This is a genomic window from Psychroflexus lacisalsi, assembly GCF_020164495.1.
Taxonomy (GTDB): Bacteria; Bacteroidota; Bacteroidia; order Flavobacteriales; family Flavobacteriaceae; genus Psychroflexus; species Psychroflexus lacisalsi.
This window is the reverse complement of the sequence record NZ_JAIQYZ010000001.1, coordinates 214054-229346: the sequence shown is the minus strand read 5'-3', so window position 1 is coordinate 229346 and position 15293 is coordinate 214054. Positions and strand designations below refer to the sequence as shown.

The window sequence follows — 15293 nt, the reverse complement described above, 5'->3', positions numbered from 1 at the left end:
GTATGGATGATAAAAAACAAGGTAAAATTATTGTATTTTCTGCGCCTTCAGGTTCTGGAAAAACAACTATAGTGAGACATCTGTTAGCACAAGAGGATTTGGACCTGGAATTTTCTATCTCTGCCACTTCAAGATCACCTAGAGAAAATGAAGTGGATGGTGAGGATTATTATTTCATGGACTTGAAAGAGTTCAAATCACACATCAAAAATGATGATTTTCTGGAATGGGAAGAAGTCTACAGAGATAATTTCTACGGCACCTTAAATTCTGAAGTGGAACGCATCTGGGCGATGGGGAAACACGTGGTTTTTGATATTGACGTTGTTGGAGGTCTGGACATCAAGCGCATTTATCCAGAGCAAACACTGGCAGTTTTTGTAGAACCACCCAGTATAGAAGAACTCAAGATCAGACTTAAAAAGAGAAAGACAGAGTCAAATGACCGTATCGCGATGAGAGTTGCCAAAGCCTCTATTGAAATGGCAACTGCTCCGCAATTTGATCACATTATTGTGAATGAAGATTTGGACACAGCACTGGATGAAGCCTATCATTTGGTCAAAGACTTTATTAAATGAAAAAAGTAGGCTTATATTTCGGGACGTTCAACCCCTTTCATATTGGGCATTTGATCATTGCCAATCATTTGACGGAACATACAGACTTGGAAGAGGTTTGGCTTGTGATTACTCCTCAAAGCCCTTTTAAAAAGAAAAATAGTCTTTTGGAAAACCATCACAGATTTGAGCTAGTGTATCGAGCAACCGAAGAGTATGAAAAACTCAAGCCCTGCGATGTGGAATTCAAGTTACCTCAGCCCAATTATACTTCCAAGACATTAGCAGAGCTGAGGGATTCACATCCAGATTCGAGTTTTGCGTTGATCATGGGAGAAGATAATCTGGTAAATTTCCATAAGTGGAAAAATTATGAAACTATCTTGGAACATCATGAAGTCTATGTTTGCCCCAGAACTACAAAATCTGAAATACCGGAACAATTTCAAGATCATCCGAAAATATTTGCCACCGATACTCCAATCATGGAAATCTCATCGACACTTATAAGAGAAATGATAAAGTCTGGTAAAAACGTAACGCCTTTGCTCCAACACAAAGTTTGGGAATATATAGACGAGATGAATTTTTACAGATAAAGGAATCACATCAGCAGATTAAAGATTTGTTAATCTGAAATATATTGTATTAATATTTATCAAGTTTAGAAAATATCAGAGAAGCACAAGAGTTGTGCGAAAAGAAAACTGAAAAACAAAACATATGACAAATCCTAATCCCAATTTTGGCGTCATCGGTAGCGGTAGCTGGGCAACAGCCATCGTTAAAATGCTATGCGAAAATGTACCAGAAGTCAATTGGTATGTAAGAAAACCGGAAGTCATAGACCATATTGAGAGGGAGCATCATAACCCCAACTACCTCAGCGCCGTTGAGTTTGATCCAAAACAGATAAAATTGTCCAGCGACATCAACAAGGTGATTCAAGAATCAGATTTTTTGATTTTCGTAGTACCCTCAGCGTTTTTAAAAAAAGAACTAGACAAAATCACTGTAGATATTTCGGACAAAATCATCTTTAGCGCGATTAAGGGGATTGTGCCGGAATCCCAACAATTAGTTGGAGAACATTTTCACAGTGCATATGATATCCCATTTGAGAGGATTGGAGTCATTACTGGTCCCTGTCACGCGGAAGAAGTGGCATTGGAACGCTTGTCTTACCTGACCATTGCCTGCGCCAATGAAGACCATGCTACAACACTGGCTCGATTTCTTAGTAGTGATTATATAAAATGCAATGTTTCTGAAGACGTGATAGGAACTGAATATGCCGCTGTACTTAAGAATATCTATGCGATTGCTGCAGGAATTGCACATGGTCTTGGCTACGGAGATAATTTCCAAAGTGTCCTTATGAGTAATGCCATACGAGAGATGAAACGCTTTATAAAAAAGCGCTACAAGATGAAAAGAAACATTAACGATTCTGCTTATCTAGGAGATTTACTGGTGACTGGTTACTCGGTCTTTAGCCGAAATCGCTATTTTGGAAATATGATTGGCAAAGGCTATACGGTAAAAAGTGCCCAGATGGAAATGAGCATGGTCGCAGAAGGCTATTATGCGACAAACTCCGCTTACGAAATCAGCAAAACCTTTGGGAATAAAAAATCACGAACCCCTATTATAGATGCAGTTTACAAAGTTTTATACGAAGGAAAGAATCCGAAAAAAATCTTCGAAAAATTAGCTGACAAGCTTAATTAATAAAATACCTCAATGAATTCAGTTTTAAAAGGCGGCATCCTGGTTGCACTGGGTGCTTCATGCTATGGTTTGCTTACAACTTTTGTAAAACTCGCCTACGATGAGCATTATACCGCTTATGAAGTTACGTTTTCACAAATACTAATCGGGTTTGTGGCTTTAGTCATTTTGAATCTTTTTTTGAAAAAGAAAAAGCCCCCCATTACAGATCAAGCTTTGAGACGTAAAACGATATTCTTCCTTATGCTTGCTGGAACTTCCTTGGGTTTTACAAGTATCTTCTACTATCTGGCCATGCAGTATATCACAGTTTCTGTAGGGATTGTGTTATTGATGCAAAGCGTATGGATAGGTGTGGTTCTGGATAGTATCATCAATAAGATAAAACCGACTAAAATTAAGATCATCTCTGTCATTCTTATTTTGATAGGGACGGTTCTGGCTGCAGATTTACTGATCGAAGAACAAGACGTTGAACTCGCAGGTATAGGTTTTGGTATTTTGGCTGCGCTTTCTTACACAGTGACGATTATGACTTCTAACAGTGTGGGGACTCAATACCATCCTATCACCAGAAGCAAATGGATGATGCTAGGCGGACTTATAGTCGTTTCGATCATCACCTTACCAGAGTTAATTGAGTACATGGATTTTGGTATTTTTATACTATGGGGGCCTATTTTGGCTCTATTTGGAACTATTTTACCGCCTTTATTTTTCACCGCTGGCATGCCTAAAATAAATGTAGGGCTTGGTGCTATCATTTCTTCTATCGAACTTCCAGTAGCAGTTTTGATGGGATATTTCGTTCTACATGAAGATCAAAATATCTTCAAATGGATAGGAATTCTTCTGATTTTATCTTCGATAGTACTGATGAATTTGAAGAAAGTCAAAAAAGAACCTTTGTAGGATTTGAGGCTAATCTGCTATAATTCCTTTCGAAGATAATAGTGGTAGGTCTTTTATTTCTTTAGATTTTAAGCTGTGTTTTGGAAATTTAAAGTCTTTGTGCATCAGTTTTCCATCGATAAAATAAGTGACTTGAAAAATATTTTCTACTTCCAACACATCTTCATGAAGAAATTCAAGCTTGGCGAATGATTTACCAGGTAAGACTTCTAATTTCTTTCTTAGCACTGAAGTTTTTTTAGTTCTACTTTCACCCTTAGAGACAATTAAGACTGTTTCAATCGCTTCAGAATTGTCATTCAACAAATAAATAGTCCACTCTTCAACTTTGAATATCTTATTGTACTCAAATGAAGCTACGACATAGACATTTTTTACTTCGGGAATATCTCTTTCTATATCCTTCTTCATTTGAATTTAAAATGAAGATTTAAATTGCTCCAGAAAACGCACATCGTTTTCATAAAACATACGGATATCTCCTATTTGATAAAGCAGCATCGCAATACGTTCTATACCCATTCCAAAAGCAAAACCGCTATATTCTTTAGGATCGATATTACAATTCTTCAACACATTAGGGTCGACCATTCCACAACCCATGATTTCCAACCAGCCAGTACCTTTTGTAATTCTGTAATCGGTTTCCGTTTCTAAACCCCAGTAGATATCGACCTCAGCGCTAGGCTCAGTAAATGGGAAATAAGAAGGTCTTAATCTAATTTTAGATTTACCAAACAACTCTTTGGTAAAGTAGATCAAAGTCTGCTTCAAATCTTTGAAAGACACATTCTTATCGATGTATAATCCTTCTACCTGATGAAAGATACAGTGAGATCTGGAAGATATATCCTCATTTCTGAACACTCTACCAGGAGAAATCGTCCTGATAGGAGGTTCGTTATTCTCCATGTAACGAACTTGGACGCTAGATGTATGCGTTCTCAACAAAATATCTTTCGGATCGGTTTGAATGAAAAACGTATCCTGCATATCTCTTGCCGGGTGGTATTCAGGTAAGTTAAGAGCTGTAAAATTATGCCAGTCATCTTCGATTTCTGGGCCTTCTGATACATTGAAACCAATGTTTGAAAAAATTTCTGTAATTCTGTTTTTAACCAAAGATATAGGATGTCTTGCTCCGATTTCCATTGGCTCACCTGGCCTAGTGAGATCGCCATAAATTCCTTTATCTTCAACTTTTGAAGCGATTTCTCCCTTCAATTGATCCACTTTTTCTTGAGCAGCTACTTTAAGCTGGTTGATCGTTTTACCAAATTCCTTTTTCTGCTCATTAGGAACGTTTTTAAACTCAGCAAAAAACTCATTTAAAATCCCTTTTTTCCCTAGATATTGTATTCTGAATTGTTCAACATCTTCAGCTTTGTCAGCTGTAAAACGCTCAACTTCATCTATATATCCTTTTATCTTGTCTATCATGGTAGTTGGTAAAATGAATTGGCAAATTTAGAAAAAATACACCGTTTCTTACTTAGAAAACTTATTATTTAAAGCCTGATGCTATTCTATGTATTTGCGTTTGAGAAAATAGCTGACCAGTGCTTCTTTCATCAATACAGTTTGTTCTCCAGCTTTAAGAGCGGGTAATTTTGAAATATTATTAAAATGTGGCCATCCGTCTTCATCTACAAAATCAAACTCATAAAACCCATAAGGTTCTAAGACTGTACAAATAGCGATATGCATCAAGTTGACTTTATCGTCTTTTTTGAATTTAGCCTGTGGTTGACCAAGTTCTTGCACCCCTACTAAATAGATTATTGCATCTATATCCATTTGTTCGCCATCTGCAAATTGATTAGATAGCTTATTTTGAAGGGTTTCCCATCGTGTTTTTAGTAACTCATCTCTCATGTTACAAAGGTACTCGCTTTAACCGAATTGCTTATATTTGGCGCTATGAATGTGATAGATATTGTTCTGGGGGTTTTCCTTTTACTTGGTTTTATAAGGGGTTTTCAAAAGGGATTTATTGTAGAACTTGCAGGAATAGTAGCCTTACTGGTAGGAATCTTTGGAGGTATAAAATATGGCTATTTTGCTGAAGGTTATCTTGAAAAATGGACGGACTGGTCTGTCTCAAGTATTGAGATTACTAGTTTTTTTATCGTATTTATTGGTATTGTCATCTTAGTTTCAATTCTTGCCAAAATTCTAACTACCATTGTTCATAGCATTGCGCTAGGCTTGATCAATAGGATCTTTGGAGCGCTGTTTGGCATTATCAAAATGGGATTATTTATTTTAATTATACTACTAATATTTGATTACATAAATGGTGAAGGTAGATTTCTCACAGAAACAAAACTGCAAGAATCAGTCATTGTCTCCACTATAAGAGAATTAAGTTCAACACTGCTGCCCTCTTTAGAACAATTGCTAGATGAAAGTGAACTTTTGGAAAACCAACACGCCAAATAATAAACCTCGGGCTTTCACTCGAGGTTTAAATTCTTTAGGAAAAATAAATTTTAAGGCAGTAGTTCTACTTCACCTGTTTGAAGTGAGTAGACCCCACCAACTATTTTTATTTCTTCTTTTTCCTCCATACTTTTCAAGATTGAGCTTTTTTCTCTAACTCTGTCCATGGTTAATTCTACATTTTTTTGAACAACATCATGAACAAACTCTTTATTGGTAGAATCTCTTTTCCCATCTGTTACTACTGCTTCAACCGCTGGTTTTAAATTCTTAAGAAGATGTGTGATATTTCCTAATTCAACACCATCACAGGCAGCACTCACAGCACCACAACTCTCATGACCAAGCACAAAGACAAGTTTACTCCCAGCTACTTTACAGGCATACTCCATGCTTCCCAAAATGTCAGTATTTTCAAAATTTCCGGCAACTCGTGCGACAAAAACATCACCAATACCCTGATCAAAAACAGTTTCTACAGGTACTCGACTGTCTACACATGATAAAATAATAGCTTTTGGATATTGCCCACCTGTAGCACTTACTTTCATTGAATTATAATCTCTAGAGTGAAAATCATCTGAGGTAAAGCGTTTATTACCATTCATAAGGTCTTTTAAAACTTCATCTGGTGTTAAAGCTTCCTGTTCTTGTTTAGTTATGATTTTTTTGAGCATAGTGTTTAGTATTCTGAATTAATATTAAAAAATTTTGAATAGCTACTTGGGTTTTTAAACTCTCCAAGATCTGAAATAATAGTAATTTCTATATTATTATTTTTAGCTTTTATTGCAAAATCTTGAAGGATTTCTAGGATATCATAATCTAAAAATTGGGACTTCCGAATATCAATTTCAAGATTTGTATTGGGTTCAATATTATTTAATGAGTTTAAAATAGCGCCTTTGTTGAAAAAAGTAACTTCTTCTGCTAGTGTCATTTTAATAAACTTATCTTCTCCTTTTTCGTCTTCTTTTGTATGAAGAAAATGTGAATTTTTAAAGCTGTTGATCAATACAATCGTAAGTCCAACTAGGAGACCAAGTCCAATACCTGTTAGCAAATCGCTCAATACAATTCCTAAAACGGTAACTATAAAGGGCAAATATTGCTTTTTCCCTAATTTGAACATACTTACAAAAAGGGAGGGCTTTGCTAACTTGAAACCAACAATAAACAAAACTCCGGCAAGAACAGCTAGCGGAATAAGGTTCAATAAATCCGGAATAAATACGACTGCAAGTAGTAACCAAATAGCGTGTAAAATAGCTGACATTTTTGTGCGACCACCAGACTGGATATTAGCAGAACTTCTCACAATAACCTGAGTAATAGGCAAACCACCTATGAATCCAGAAAGCATATTTCCAGTTCCTTGAGCAAGTAATTCCCGGTTGGTCGGGGTTACTCTTTTTCTTGGATCCAGTTTATCTGTAGCTTCAACACTCAATAAGGTTTCCAAACTCGCTACAACAGCAATTGTAAAACCTACAACCCAAACTTCAGTGCTTGTAATGATTGAAAAATCTGGGAAGGTAAATTGGTTGAGGAAATCAGATAAATTGTCAGGAACTGGAACGCTCACTAAGTTTGAGTCTGAAATTCCTAGTAAGCTAGAGTCATCTATAAAAAGTTTATAAAACACACCTACCAAAACAGCGACTAAAGGACCTGGTATTATTTTAAATATTTGATGCTTCTTTTCTAATACTGAGGACCAAAATATCATAATGCCAATACTTATAATAGTAATGGCTAGCGTACCAAAAGATAGGTTTTCCCATGCTATGACAATATTATTCAGCATAGTACCAATATTGTAATGGAAAAACTCATAATCGTCTGACAGACCAAATGCTACAGAAAATTGCTTAAGAAAAATAATGATTCCTATTCCCGCTAGCATTCCTTTAATGACTGAAGACGGAAAATAGTAGCCGATAACTCCGGCTTTAAGTAAGCCTAAAAGAATCTGTAAGGCTCCACCTATAACTACTGCAACAAGAAAATACTCATATTTCCCTAAACTCGCAATGGCACTAAGAACAATAACTGCAAGACCAGCAGCAGGACCACTCACACCTAGAGAGGATCCACTTAAAGAACCTACAACAATTCCACCTACTATTCCGGCGATTAATCCTGAAAAAAGTGGAGCTCCACTCGCTAATGCAATACCAAGACATAAAGGTAAAGCGACAAAAAACACAACCACACTGGCTGGAAGATCTTTGTTTAAATATTTAAACATAAACGTTTTAAAATAGTATTTCTATAAAAGAAATTGTTAGATTTTTAAATTGAAATTTTGAAATTAACTGAAGTAATTCAATTTAAAATCCGGAGGTGGGGAAACTACTTGTTGGTAGACACTTTTATAATTACATATAAAATGTGAAAATGATTCTGAAAAGTAGTAATTCTGAGATGATACTATTCTTTTAAATTCATCGTTAACATATTCACCAAAAGAAAAACCATTTTTTTCTGAATTTTCTTCTTCATTAGCGGTAATAAAAAAAGAAATATCATCCCCGCTATCCTGAAGCATAACAAGAGTAGGAGTTACCAAAAGATTGGCAAATGAAAAAATAAGTATAAATAGTTTTAATCTCATATATTAAACAAATATATGGATTAGTTAAAGAGTGATTGGTGGTTTTTATAATTTTTTAAAGGATAAGGTTTTAATCCAACCTTTAGAACCGTCGGGGAGTTCTATCTGGGTATACTCTCTAAATGTTGATCCCAAGCTAACTTTCGTACCTTGATTCAACTCAAAATTGACATCACTTCTAGGATTTGGCTCTACATGAGCTGGTAATTGATTTTCGAAAATAATAGCGTAGGATTGTTCTTCCTGGAGCTCATTTTGAAAACGGCCAAAAAGCAAACTTGCAGCAGCCAACACAACAAGAAGTATGGCAATCGAAAAATTCCTGCGTTTTCCCTTAGTTGCGGAACTTCTAAAATAAAGAACCATAAATACTCCAAATAATACAGATAAAATTATGCTTAACCATCCCCAGGAGTTCAATGTCATTGCATGTGTAATATTAAAGATAAGAGAATTAAGATTAGACTCTGGAACATCTTCGATTTTATCTATTGTTTGTGTATTTGCTATTTCAAGATTTTCCTGAATGTCCTGGTCTGATGGATTGTACTGAAGTGCTTTTTCGTAATGATAAATAGCGTTAGCTAAATCGTTCTGCTTGAAATAAGCATTGCCCAGGTTGAAATACAATTCGGCAGATACAAATCCATCTGCTAAAACACTGTCATACAGCTTCACTGCCTGTTCAAACTCATCGTCTGCATAGGCCGAATTTGCTTTCTCAAAAGTATCGTCTCCCTGAGCTAATACAGAACAACTGAATAAGACTATTAATAAGTAATTATAAAACTTCATCTTAAACTTCTTTATCAATTTCAGAAATAACTTTCGCGGCTTTTTCAAAATCGTTTTTCATGTCTTCGGTGACTGAAGGGGTATATCTAGCTAGCTCGCAACTTTCAAGAATTTTTAAGAACCCTTTTGTTGTTTCCTGAGAAACTCCTTTTTCTGAAAGTAGTTCCTGGATTTTATCTTTTTGCATATCTAAAGTCTGAATCTTTAATCTTGCTTTCATGTAATTATGAAGTGCTCTCTCTAAGGATTCATAAAAAGCTTTTGAATCACCGATATTCTTTTTCGCTTCAGACAGATACCGTTTTGCCAATTTGTTAGCGTGTTTTAGTTGTGCTTGATTCTCATCAATCTCCCTATTTTTTACTTTACCAAAAATCAGCATAAATGGAATACTTAAAAATGGTATGAAAAACAGAGCCCAATACAGTGGAGATTGGAAAAATTGAGTTTCATTTTTCTCCTTGAAGTTGGTTTCCAATTTAATATAATTAAAATTACTTTTTGAAGAAATAATATTTTGAGGCCTTTTGGAATCATTTTCTGAGGCTGCCTGACGTTCTTCTGGTGGTTCTGGACCAGAATTTACCTGAATCGTAATCGGAGTAGATTTTAAAGTTTCGTAAGATTTAGTATTAGGGTTGAAATATGAAAACGAAGTAGGCTGAATCACATATTCACCTTTGAATTCAGGAATAACCGTATATTTTTCTGAAATACTTCCCCGCATTCCAAGGCTGGTCGTTCTCACATTTTCATTTCGTTCTGGCTCGTAAACTTCAAAAGATGAGGGTGATTGGATCTTTGGTAAATTGAACAATTTTAAGTTACCTTTTCCGCTGACTTCTGAAGTTAACTCAAGTGATGTTTGCGCATCGAGTTCCTTTTTATTGGCTTTCAATTTGAAATCAAACTCACCAACTGCACCAGAGAAACCTTCAGGCTTATTTTCTTCTGGCAAAGGCTTTACATCTATAGTCTTGGTATTGGCAGAAAAGTTTTTTTCTACTACATCATACGTACGTCTGCCAAAAAAATCTCTCTTATCTGTTGGCACCTCTACAGATACAGCCAAGGATAAAGGTTCAATTTTAAGTTCACCTGTTTTCTGAGGATATAGAACTGTTTTACGAAGTTCTACATAGCGATAGGGCTGACCTCCAAATTCTCCTTCTTTTAGTTCAAGCTGATCTATATTGATGTTTTGACTCCAAAACCCTTCAAACTTTGGATCATCCAAAGGTCTCCAATTTCTAATATTTACCGTTGGGCTTAAAAACAGTTTGTACACTACATAAATCCCTTCATTCAAATAAGGCTTAGATCTACTTACTTCAGCTATCAAATGAATACCATCTCCTGCTTCTGCAACTGCTCTGGATTGATTTGGCGTATCAACCGCTGCTGTGACTTCTACCTCAATTGGCGAAGTTTTATACACTTGACCCTCTACGGTGATTTCTGCCTGACCAATAGTTATTTTTCCTCGCTTTTCTGGTTGAAAGAAATAAGTATATGTTTTTATAAACGTACTTTTTCCATTTTCATAATGCTGAGAATAAAATTGGTTAGGCCCACCGATTTTACTCAAACCTTCAAACCCTGGAGGCCTGAAATTATCACCATTGGCATCTACTTTAAATTCAACTTTTAAGCGTTCGTTGATGCCTAATTTCGACCGACTTGCTTCAGCTGTAAAGGAAACTTGAGCCAAAGAAGATAAGCTGCATAAGAAAACCAATAAAATTGTAATCTGTTTCATTTTACCAGTCTTTACCTGTTTTAGATTTTTGACCTTTAGCCTTCTGTGCATTCAGTTTTTCCTGAACGTCTTTTTCCTGATTCTCAATAGCTTCTAGCAAACGCTGAATTTGCTCTGGGGAGATTTGTCCCTTTTGGTTTTGAGGCTGCTGAGGTTGCTCTTTCTTTTGATCTCCTCCATCACCTTCCTGCTCCTTCTCTTGCTTGTCTTTATCGCCTTTATCATCTTTTTGATCGTCCTCACTTTCATTTTCGTCTCCTTTGTCCTCATCCTGATCTTTGTTTTGATCATCTTTATCCTTGTCCTCGTTTTCTCCCTTGTCTTTATTGTCTTCGCTTTCGTCTTCGTTTTCATCTTGACTTTCGTCTTGATTATCATCACCATCTCCACTCTCGTCATTTTTCTCATCTTTCAATTTTGACCTAGCGTAAGCCAAATTGTAACGAGTTTCTTCATCCGTAGGATCATTTCTCAAGGCATCTTTATAAGCATCAATTGCCATTTGGTATTGTTTTTCCTCCATTAAAACATTACCCAGGTTGTGATAGCTTTTATGCTTCAAAGATTTATTTTCAGTGCTTTCAATAGATTCAACAAGCCTCAGTCTTGCAGATTCCAGTTCATTGTTTTTAATATAAAGATTACCGAAATTGTAACTTATATCTGAGTTGTCTTTATCTATAGCTTTTGCTTTTCTGATTTTAGCTTCAGAAAGGGGGAAGCTAAGATCGCTTAACTCAGCTTCAGCCAATAAAGTTTTAGCTTCCTTGGACGCATTCAAAGAACTTTGAGACTGCGTCGAAATCGCAGTAAGTAAACTTATTGCGAAAAATAAAAATATAGTCTTATTCTTCATCTTTCGTTCTCTCATTAAATAAATTTAATCGTTTAATCCATGCTGTTTTTCTTTCCAGCAAGAGTATATCAAAAAGTACCAAAAATATACCAAACCCTAAAAACCATTGATATTTACTCTTAAAGTCAGCAAATTGTTTAGCTTCAAATTCTGTTTTTTCGATTTTTTGTAATTCGCCAAGTATCTCCTCTACTGCTTCAGAAGTACTTGTCCCATCAATGTAACTCCCGTTTCCAATTTCTGCAATTTTTTGTAAAGTCTCCGTATCTTTTTTGGTGATCACCGTTTCACCAGCGTCATTTTTCAAATAAGATTGTATTCTCCCATTTTCTTTAATGGGAATTGGGTCTCCACGCTCAGTTCCTACTCCAATCGTATAAATTCTTATTCCTTCTTCTGCGGCTTGCTCTGCCATACTTTCAGCGTTACCATCATGATCTTCACCTTCAGACAATATCACCAACACTTTGTTGGTTTGATCATCATCATTGTAATACGATCTTGCCAAATCCAGGGCCTGAGAAATAGCAGTTCCCTGACTAGAAACCATCTCAGTATTCATGCTTTGTAAGAATGTTTTTGTACTCGCATAATCTGTAGTTATGGGAACTTGAGGAAAAGCACTTCCCGCATAACCTACAAGTCCGACACGGTCTGACGTCAAATTATTTATAATTTCAGTAATAATACGTTTGGACTTTTCAAGTCTATTTGGAGCAATATCCTCTGCCAGCATACTTTTTGAAACGTCCAATGCGAAGACAATATCAACGCCTTCCCGCTTTACAGTTTCCAACTTTGTGCCAAGTTTTGGATTCACAAGGGCCATAACAAAACAGGCGAAAGCTAGAGAAAGCACAATGAATTTTAAATTTGACTTAAAACTAGATTGCTCTGGCGCCAGTTTTTTGAACAAACTTGCCTCAGCAAATTTCTTCTGCGTTTTCTTCTTCCAGTACACATAACTCAAAAACAAGAGTAGCAGAACTGGCAAGACCACAAAACCCCAAAAATAAATATGTTCTTCTATTATAAACATTTATACAAAACTTCTAAAAAGTGTGTGTTTCAATAAAAATTCCAGAAATAATAAAGCTCCGGCAATGATCAAGAAAAATCTGTATTTCTCATCATAATTATAAAACTTAAATTCTTCAATTTCCGTTTTTTCCAAGGCATCAATTTCTTCATAGATGGCTTGGAATTTTTCATTATCTGTTGCTCTAAAGTATTTTCCCCCAGTGCTTTCTGCTATGGTTTTCATCAAGGCTTCGTCAATTTTCACCTCCACATTTCTATATTCAAACTGCCCGTTAGGTTTTATTCCTACCGGAGAGAGAGCCATGCCGTTACTTCCTACACCGATTGTGTAAGTTTTTATATCATACTCTGTTGCCAGTTGTGTTGCGGTAATAGGGTCTATAAACCCTGCGTTGTTTTCACCATCTGTCAATAAGATAATAACCTTACTTTCTGCTTTGCTGTCTTTCAGTTTATTTACAGAAGTGGCAAGACCCATACCTATGGCTGTTCCGCCTTCAATGTTTTGGGTGTAATCAAGATCGTTTAAAGCATTTATGATAATTGACTTGTCACTTGTCAGTGGAGTTTTAGTATAGCTTTCTCCAGCATAGATGACAAGACCTATTCTATCGTTTGGTCTACCATTTACAAAATTGTTTGCTACTTTTTTCAAAGCTTCCAGGCGGTTTGGCTCCAAGTCTCTGGCAAGCATGCTTGCAGAAATATCCACAGCCATGATGATATCAATACCTTCCGTTTTTTTAACTTTGGTAGTTACATCTACTGTCCTTGGCCTCGCCATGGCGATGGTTAAAAAGACAAGAGCCAGCATCTTAAGAATAAACAATAAAGGTCGAAGCTGGGCTAAAGTACTTTTTGTAAAGCCTTGTGTACTGGAAATTTTGAGAGTAGCTGTTTGTTGCTGACGCTTTTTAAAATACCAGAACACTGCCAACGGAATAGACAATAATAGCCAAAACCAGTTTGGATTTTCAAATGTGAAGTTTTCAAAAATCATTGACTTAAGTTTTTAAATTCTACAGCATTCAATATTCTATTGGAAATCTTCTCACCAAATTCATCGTCCCGATCATAAAAAATAATGACTTGCTGAAAACCACCTCTTCCAAAATTCACGATCTTGTACTCCTTCTTGATGTCTTTCTTGGTAATAGGATTTTCGATTGAGAAACTTCCAAACACCTTTTTACCTTTTACTCCTCCCAAAGTTTCAAAATCTTCTGATTTTGTAATGATATTGTAAGCACCACGCTCTTCTAAATTGCTATAAATTCTATCTACAATTACGTCTAAATCGATGTCCTGAGAGTCTTTAAATCTTACTTTATTCAGTGTCACGTATATGTTTTGATACAACGTTCCAAAGCTATAAGTTTCTTTGTTAGCCACATTTTCTAAAATTTCTTCAGGAAGATCCAACTCTCCTCTTATCAATACATCTGGAGTCGTCATGCTTATTGGCGGCACTCCATAATCACTGGTCACCCAGTCTCCTTTAAGCAATTCTTTAGACGGGTTCCCTATAACAGTGTCCCTTAAATATTCAAAACCTTTTGTAGCAACTACAGCAGAAACCGTAACTATTATAAATAGGAGCCCAAGTACAATACCAACGATCCACTTCTGTTTTTTACGTTTTTTGGCCAGTGCTTTTTGGAAAGCTTCGTCTTTCTTCTTCTCCTCTTCCGTAATTTGAGGAATAGAACTTTGGACTTGTTTTAGAAATTTTTCTATTTGCTTCCTGTCTGACTTTAAAGTAATAAGGTCTGGTCTGCTATTGGCAAATTTAGCAAGATCAGCACGCTTCAATATCTTTTCGTACTCTAAAATCATGTCCTCTTTGAGCGCTAATTTTTTCTTTTCTTTTTTGAATTTTAATTCAGATATAAGTTCGTTGGTTGTAAATTCTAAAGCGCGTATTTCCAATTTTTCTTCTAAATACCGTCTCGTTATATAAGTGAGCTCAGATATGTACTCCTTAAAGTTTCTGTTTTCCAGGACTGATGATTTATCAAGCTCCTTTAGAGAGATCATCGCTTGTTCGTAAGGAGGAATTCTACGTTTTGCCTCATCTCTTTTTTTCTTCAGTTTAAAAACTAAAAAGGCAATTCCTGCTAAAATCAAGAGGGCAATTAAAATCCACCAAAACCAGGATGGCAAAGCAAAGGGCTTGTCAACACCTATTGAAGGTTTGATGGGATACAACTTTTGTTTAGTGGTATCCAATACGACATCGTTAACTCTCACCTTTAATGTATCTGTATAAAAGGCTTTTTCATTGATTTTGACCAACTGCGGAGGAACAGAATAAGTACCGGAATCAAACTGAGTTAACTTATAAAGTTTGGTAAGAGTGAAGGTCTTGGCCTGAGGGTTTAGAGTATCAATTTTATAGTCTTCCACCATTTCCAGAGGCACAAAGGTTTGGTCTTTGGGAAATATGACCAAGTCTTCTTCACTGATCTCATCTACTTTAATGAGATAATCTATTTGTTCACCAATCTGAATGGTATCCTTGTCGGCTTCGAAACTTACCTCCTGAGCATGGCTGATGCTACAAACTAAAAGCAACATCAC

The 15293-nt window shown here is 36.0% G+C and carries 17 protein-coding genes; 5 read left to right on the top strand and 12 right to left on the bottom strand.

Annotated features, from left to right (window positions below; all coding sequences use genetic code 11):
• Positions 1-2 precede the first annotated feature (2 nt).
• The 4 genes from gmk (at position 3) to LB449_RS01050 (ending at position 3203) form a co-directional block, all read left to right on the top strand.
• Positions 3-581, top strand: a complete 579-nt coding sequence (gene gmk, locus LB449_RS01065) for a guanylate kinase (protein ID WP_224453224.1) — start codon at positions 3-5, stop codon at positions 579-581.
• The gene (gene nadD, locus LB449_RS01060; protein ID WP_224453223.1) at positions 578-1159 is read left to right on the top strand and encodes a nicotinate (nicotinamide) nucleotide adenylyltransferase; all 582 of its coding nucleotides are present in this window, start codon (positions 578-580) and stop codon (positions 1157-1159) included. Before gmk ends, nadD begins: the two co-directional genes overlap by 4 nt.
• Positions 1160-1283: 124 nt before the next feature.
• On the top strand, positions 1284-2291 hold the full coding sequence (locus LB449_RS01055; RefSeq protein ID WP_224453222.1) for an NAD(P)H-dependent glycerol-3-phosphate dehydrogenase: 1008 nt from the start codon (positions 1284-1286) through the stop codon (positions 2289-2291).
• Positions 2292-2303: 12 nt separating this feature from the next.
• A complete protein-coding gene (locus LB449_RS01050; RefSeq protein WP_224453221.1) occupies positions 2304-3203 on the top strand; it encodes an EamA family transporter in 900 nt (299 codons plus the stop codon).
• A gap of 9 nt (positions 3204-3212) precedes the next feature.
• Here LB449_RS01050 and LB449_RS01045 read toward each other — a convergent pair whose 3' ends face one another.
• The 3 genes from LB449_RS01045 to LB449_RS01035 all read right to left on the bottom strand — a co-directional run bounded on the left by LB449_RS01045 (position 3213) and on the right by LB449_RS01035 (position 5078).
• Positions 3213-3614: a hypothetical protein gene (locus LB449_RS01045; protein ID WP_224453220.1), complete on the bottom strand. Its 402-nt coding sequence runs from the start codon at positions 3612-3614 to the stop codon at positions 3213-3215.
• A gap of 6 nt (positions 3615-3620) precedes the next feature.
• On the bottom strand, positions 3621-4643 hold the full coding sequence (gene pheS, locus LB449_RS01040; RefSeq protein ID WP_224453219.1) for a phenylalanine--tRNA ligase subunit alpha: 1023 nt from the start codon (positions 4641-4643) through the stop codon (positions 3621-3623).
• A gap of 81 nt (positions 4644-4724) precedes the next feature.
• Complete coding sequence (locus LB449_RS01035; protein WP_224453218.1) at positions 4725-5078, bottom strand: hypothetical protein; 354 nt, start codon at positions 5076-5078, stop codon at positions 4725-4727.
• Between the two features lie 45 nt (positions 5079-5123).
• Here LB449_RS01035 and LB449_RS01030 point away from each other — a divergent pair, with 45 nt between their 5' ends.
• Entirely contained in the window at positions 5124-5645 is a 522-nt protein-coding gene (locus LB449_RS01030; RefSeq protein ID WP_224453217.1) for a CvpA family protein, read from the top strand.
• Between the two features lie 50 nt (positions 5646-5695).
• On the opposite strand, the gene LB449_RS01025 is transcribed toward LB449_RS01030, so the two are convergent.
• The 9 genes from LB449_RS01025 to LB449_RS00985 all read right to left on the bottom strand — a co-directional run bounded on the left by LB449_RS01025 (position 5696) and on the right by LB449_RS00985 (position 15290).
• Entirely contained in the window at positions 5696-6322 is a 627-nt protein-coding gene (locus LB449_RS01025; RefSeq protein ID WP_224453216.1) for a carbonic anhydrase family protein, read from the bottom strand.
• Between the two features lie 5 nt (positions 6323-6327).
• Positions 6328-7896: a SulP family inorganic anion transporter gene (locus tag LB449_RS01020; protein ID WP_224453215.1), complete on the bottom strand. Its 1569-nt coding sequence runs from the start codon at positions 7894-7896 to the stop codon at positions 6328-6330.
• A 63-nt stretch (positions 7897-7959) separates the two neighbouring features.
• Positions 7960-8262 carry a hypothetical protein gene (locus tag LB449_RS01015; RefSeq protein ID WP_224453214.1) on the bottom strand — a complete coding sequence of 101 codons (303 nt, stop codon included), beginning with the start codon at positions 8260-8262 and terminating at the stop codon, positions 7960-7962.
• A gap of 45 nt (positions 8263-8307) precedes the next feature.
• Positions 8308-9057 carry a tetratricopeptide repeat protein gene (locus LB449_RS01010; RefSeq protein ID WP_224453213.1) on the bottom strand — a complete coding sequence of 250 codons (750 nt, stop codon included), beginning with the start codon at positions 9055-9057 and terminating at the stop codon, positions 8308-8310.
• A gap of 1 nt (position 9058) precedes the next feature.
• Positions 9059-10816: a BatD family protein gene (locus LB449_RS01005; RefSeq protein ID WP_224453212.1), complete on the bottom strand. Its 1758-nt coding sequence runs from the start codon at positions 10814-10816 to the stop codon at positions 9059-9061.
• A gap of 1 nt (position 10817) precedes the next feature.
• Positions 10818-11687, bottom strand: a complete 870-nt coding sequence (locus tag LB449_RS01000) for a tetratricopeptide repeat protein (protein ID WP_224453211.1) — start codon at positions 11685-11687, stop codon at positions 10818-10820.
• On the bottom strand, positions 11662-12711 hold the full coding sequence (locus tag LB449_RS00995; protein ID WP_224453210.1) for a VWA domain-containing protein: 1050 nt from the start codon (positions 12709-12711) through the stop codon (positions 11662-11664). The genes LB449_RS01000 and LB449_RS00995 overlap by 26 nt, the downstream gene beginning before the upstream one ends.
• Complete coding sequence (locus LB449_RS00990) at positions 12712-13710, bottom strand: vWA domain-containing protein (RefSeq protein WP_394372306.1); 999 nt, start codon at positions 13708-13710, stop codon at positions 12712-12714. It abuts the gene before it with no gap.
• Complete coding sequence (locus LB449_RS00985) at positions 13710-15290, bottom strand: hypothetical protein (protein ID WP_394372305.1); 1581 nt, start codon at positions 15288-15290, stop codon at positions 13710-13712. Before LB449_RS00985 ends, LB449_RS00990 begins: the two co-directional genes overlap by 1 nt.
• Between the last annotated feature and the right edge of the window lie 3 nt (positions 15291-15293).

Coding starts and splice junctions, on each gene's coding strand:
- LB449_RS01020 (WP_224453215.1), bottom strand. CDS start 7,896: ATGTTTAAATATTTAAACAAAGATCTTCCAGCCAGTGTGGTTGTGTTT.
- LB449_RS01055 (WP_224453222.1), top strand. CDS start 1,284: ATGACAAATCCTAATCCCAATTTTGGCGTCATCGGTAGCGGTAGCTGG.
- LB449_RS01000 (WP_224453211.1), bottom strand. CDS start 11,687: ATGAGAGAACGAAAGATGAAGAATAAGACTATATTTTTATTTTTCGCA.
- LB449_RS00985 (WP_394372305.1), bottom strand. CDS start 15,290: ATGTTGCTTTTAGTTTGTAGCATCAGCCATGCTCAGGAGGTAAGTTTC.
- LB449_RS00995 (WP_224453210.1), bottom strand. CDS start 12,711: ATGTTTATAATAGAAGAACATATTTATTTTTGGGGTTTTGTGGTCTTG.
- pheS (WP_224453219.1), bottom strand. CDS start 4,643: ATGATAGACAAGATAAAAGGATATATAGATGAAGTTGAGCGTTTTACA.
- LB449_RS01045 (WP_224453220.1), bottom strand. CDS start 3,614: ATGAAGAAGGATATAGAAAGAGATATTCCCGAAGTAAAAAATGTCTAT.
- LB449_RS01050 (WP_224453221.1), top strand. CDS start 2,304: ATGAATTCAGTTTTAAAAGGCGGCATCCTGGTTGCACTGGGTGCTTCA.
- gmk (WP_224453224.1), top strand. CDS start 3: ATGGATGATAAAAAACAAGGTAAAATTATTGTATTTTCTGCGCCTTCA.
- LB449_RS01025 (WP_224453216.1), bottom strand. CDS start 6,322: ATGCTCAAAAAAATCATAACTAAACAAGAACAGGAAGCTTTAACACCA.
- LB449_RS01035 (WP_224453218.1), bottom strand. CDS start 5,078: ATGAGAGATGAGTTACTAAAAACACGATGGGAAACCCTTCAAAATAAG.
- LB449_RS01005 (WP_224453212.1), bottom strand. CDS start 10,816: ATGAAACAGATTACAATTTTATTGGTTTTCTTATGCAGCTTATCTTCT.
- LB449_RS01015 (WP_224453214.1), bottom strand. CDS start 8,262: ATGAGATTAAAACTATTTATACTTATTTTTTCATTTGCCAATCTTTTG.
- LB449_RS01030 (WP_224453217.1), top strand. CDS start 5,124: ATGAATGTGATAGATATTGTTCTGGGGGTTTTCCTTTTACTTGGTTTT.
- nadD (WP_224453223.1), top strand. CDS start 578: ATGAAAAAAGTAGGCTTATATTTCGGGACGTTCAACCCCTTTCATATT.
- LB449_RS01010 (WP_224453213.1), bottom strand. CDS start 9,057: ATGAAGTTTTATAATTACTTATTAATAGTCTTATTCAGTTGTTCTGTA.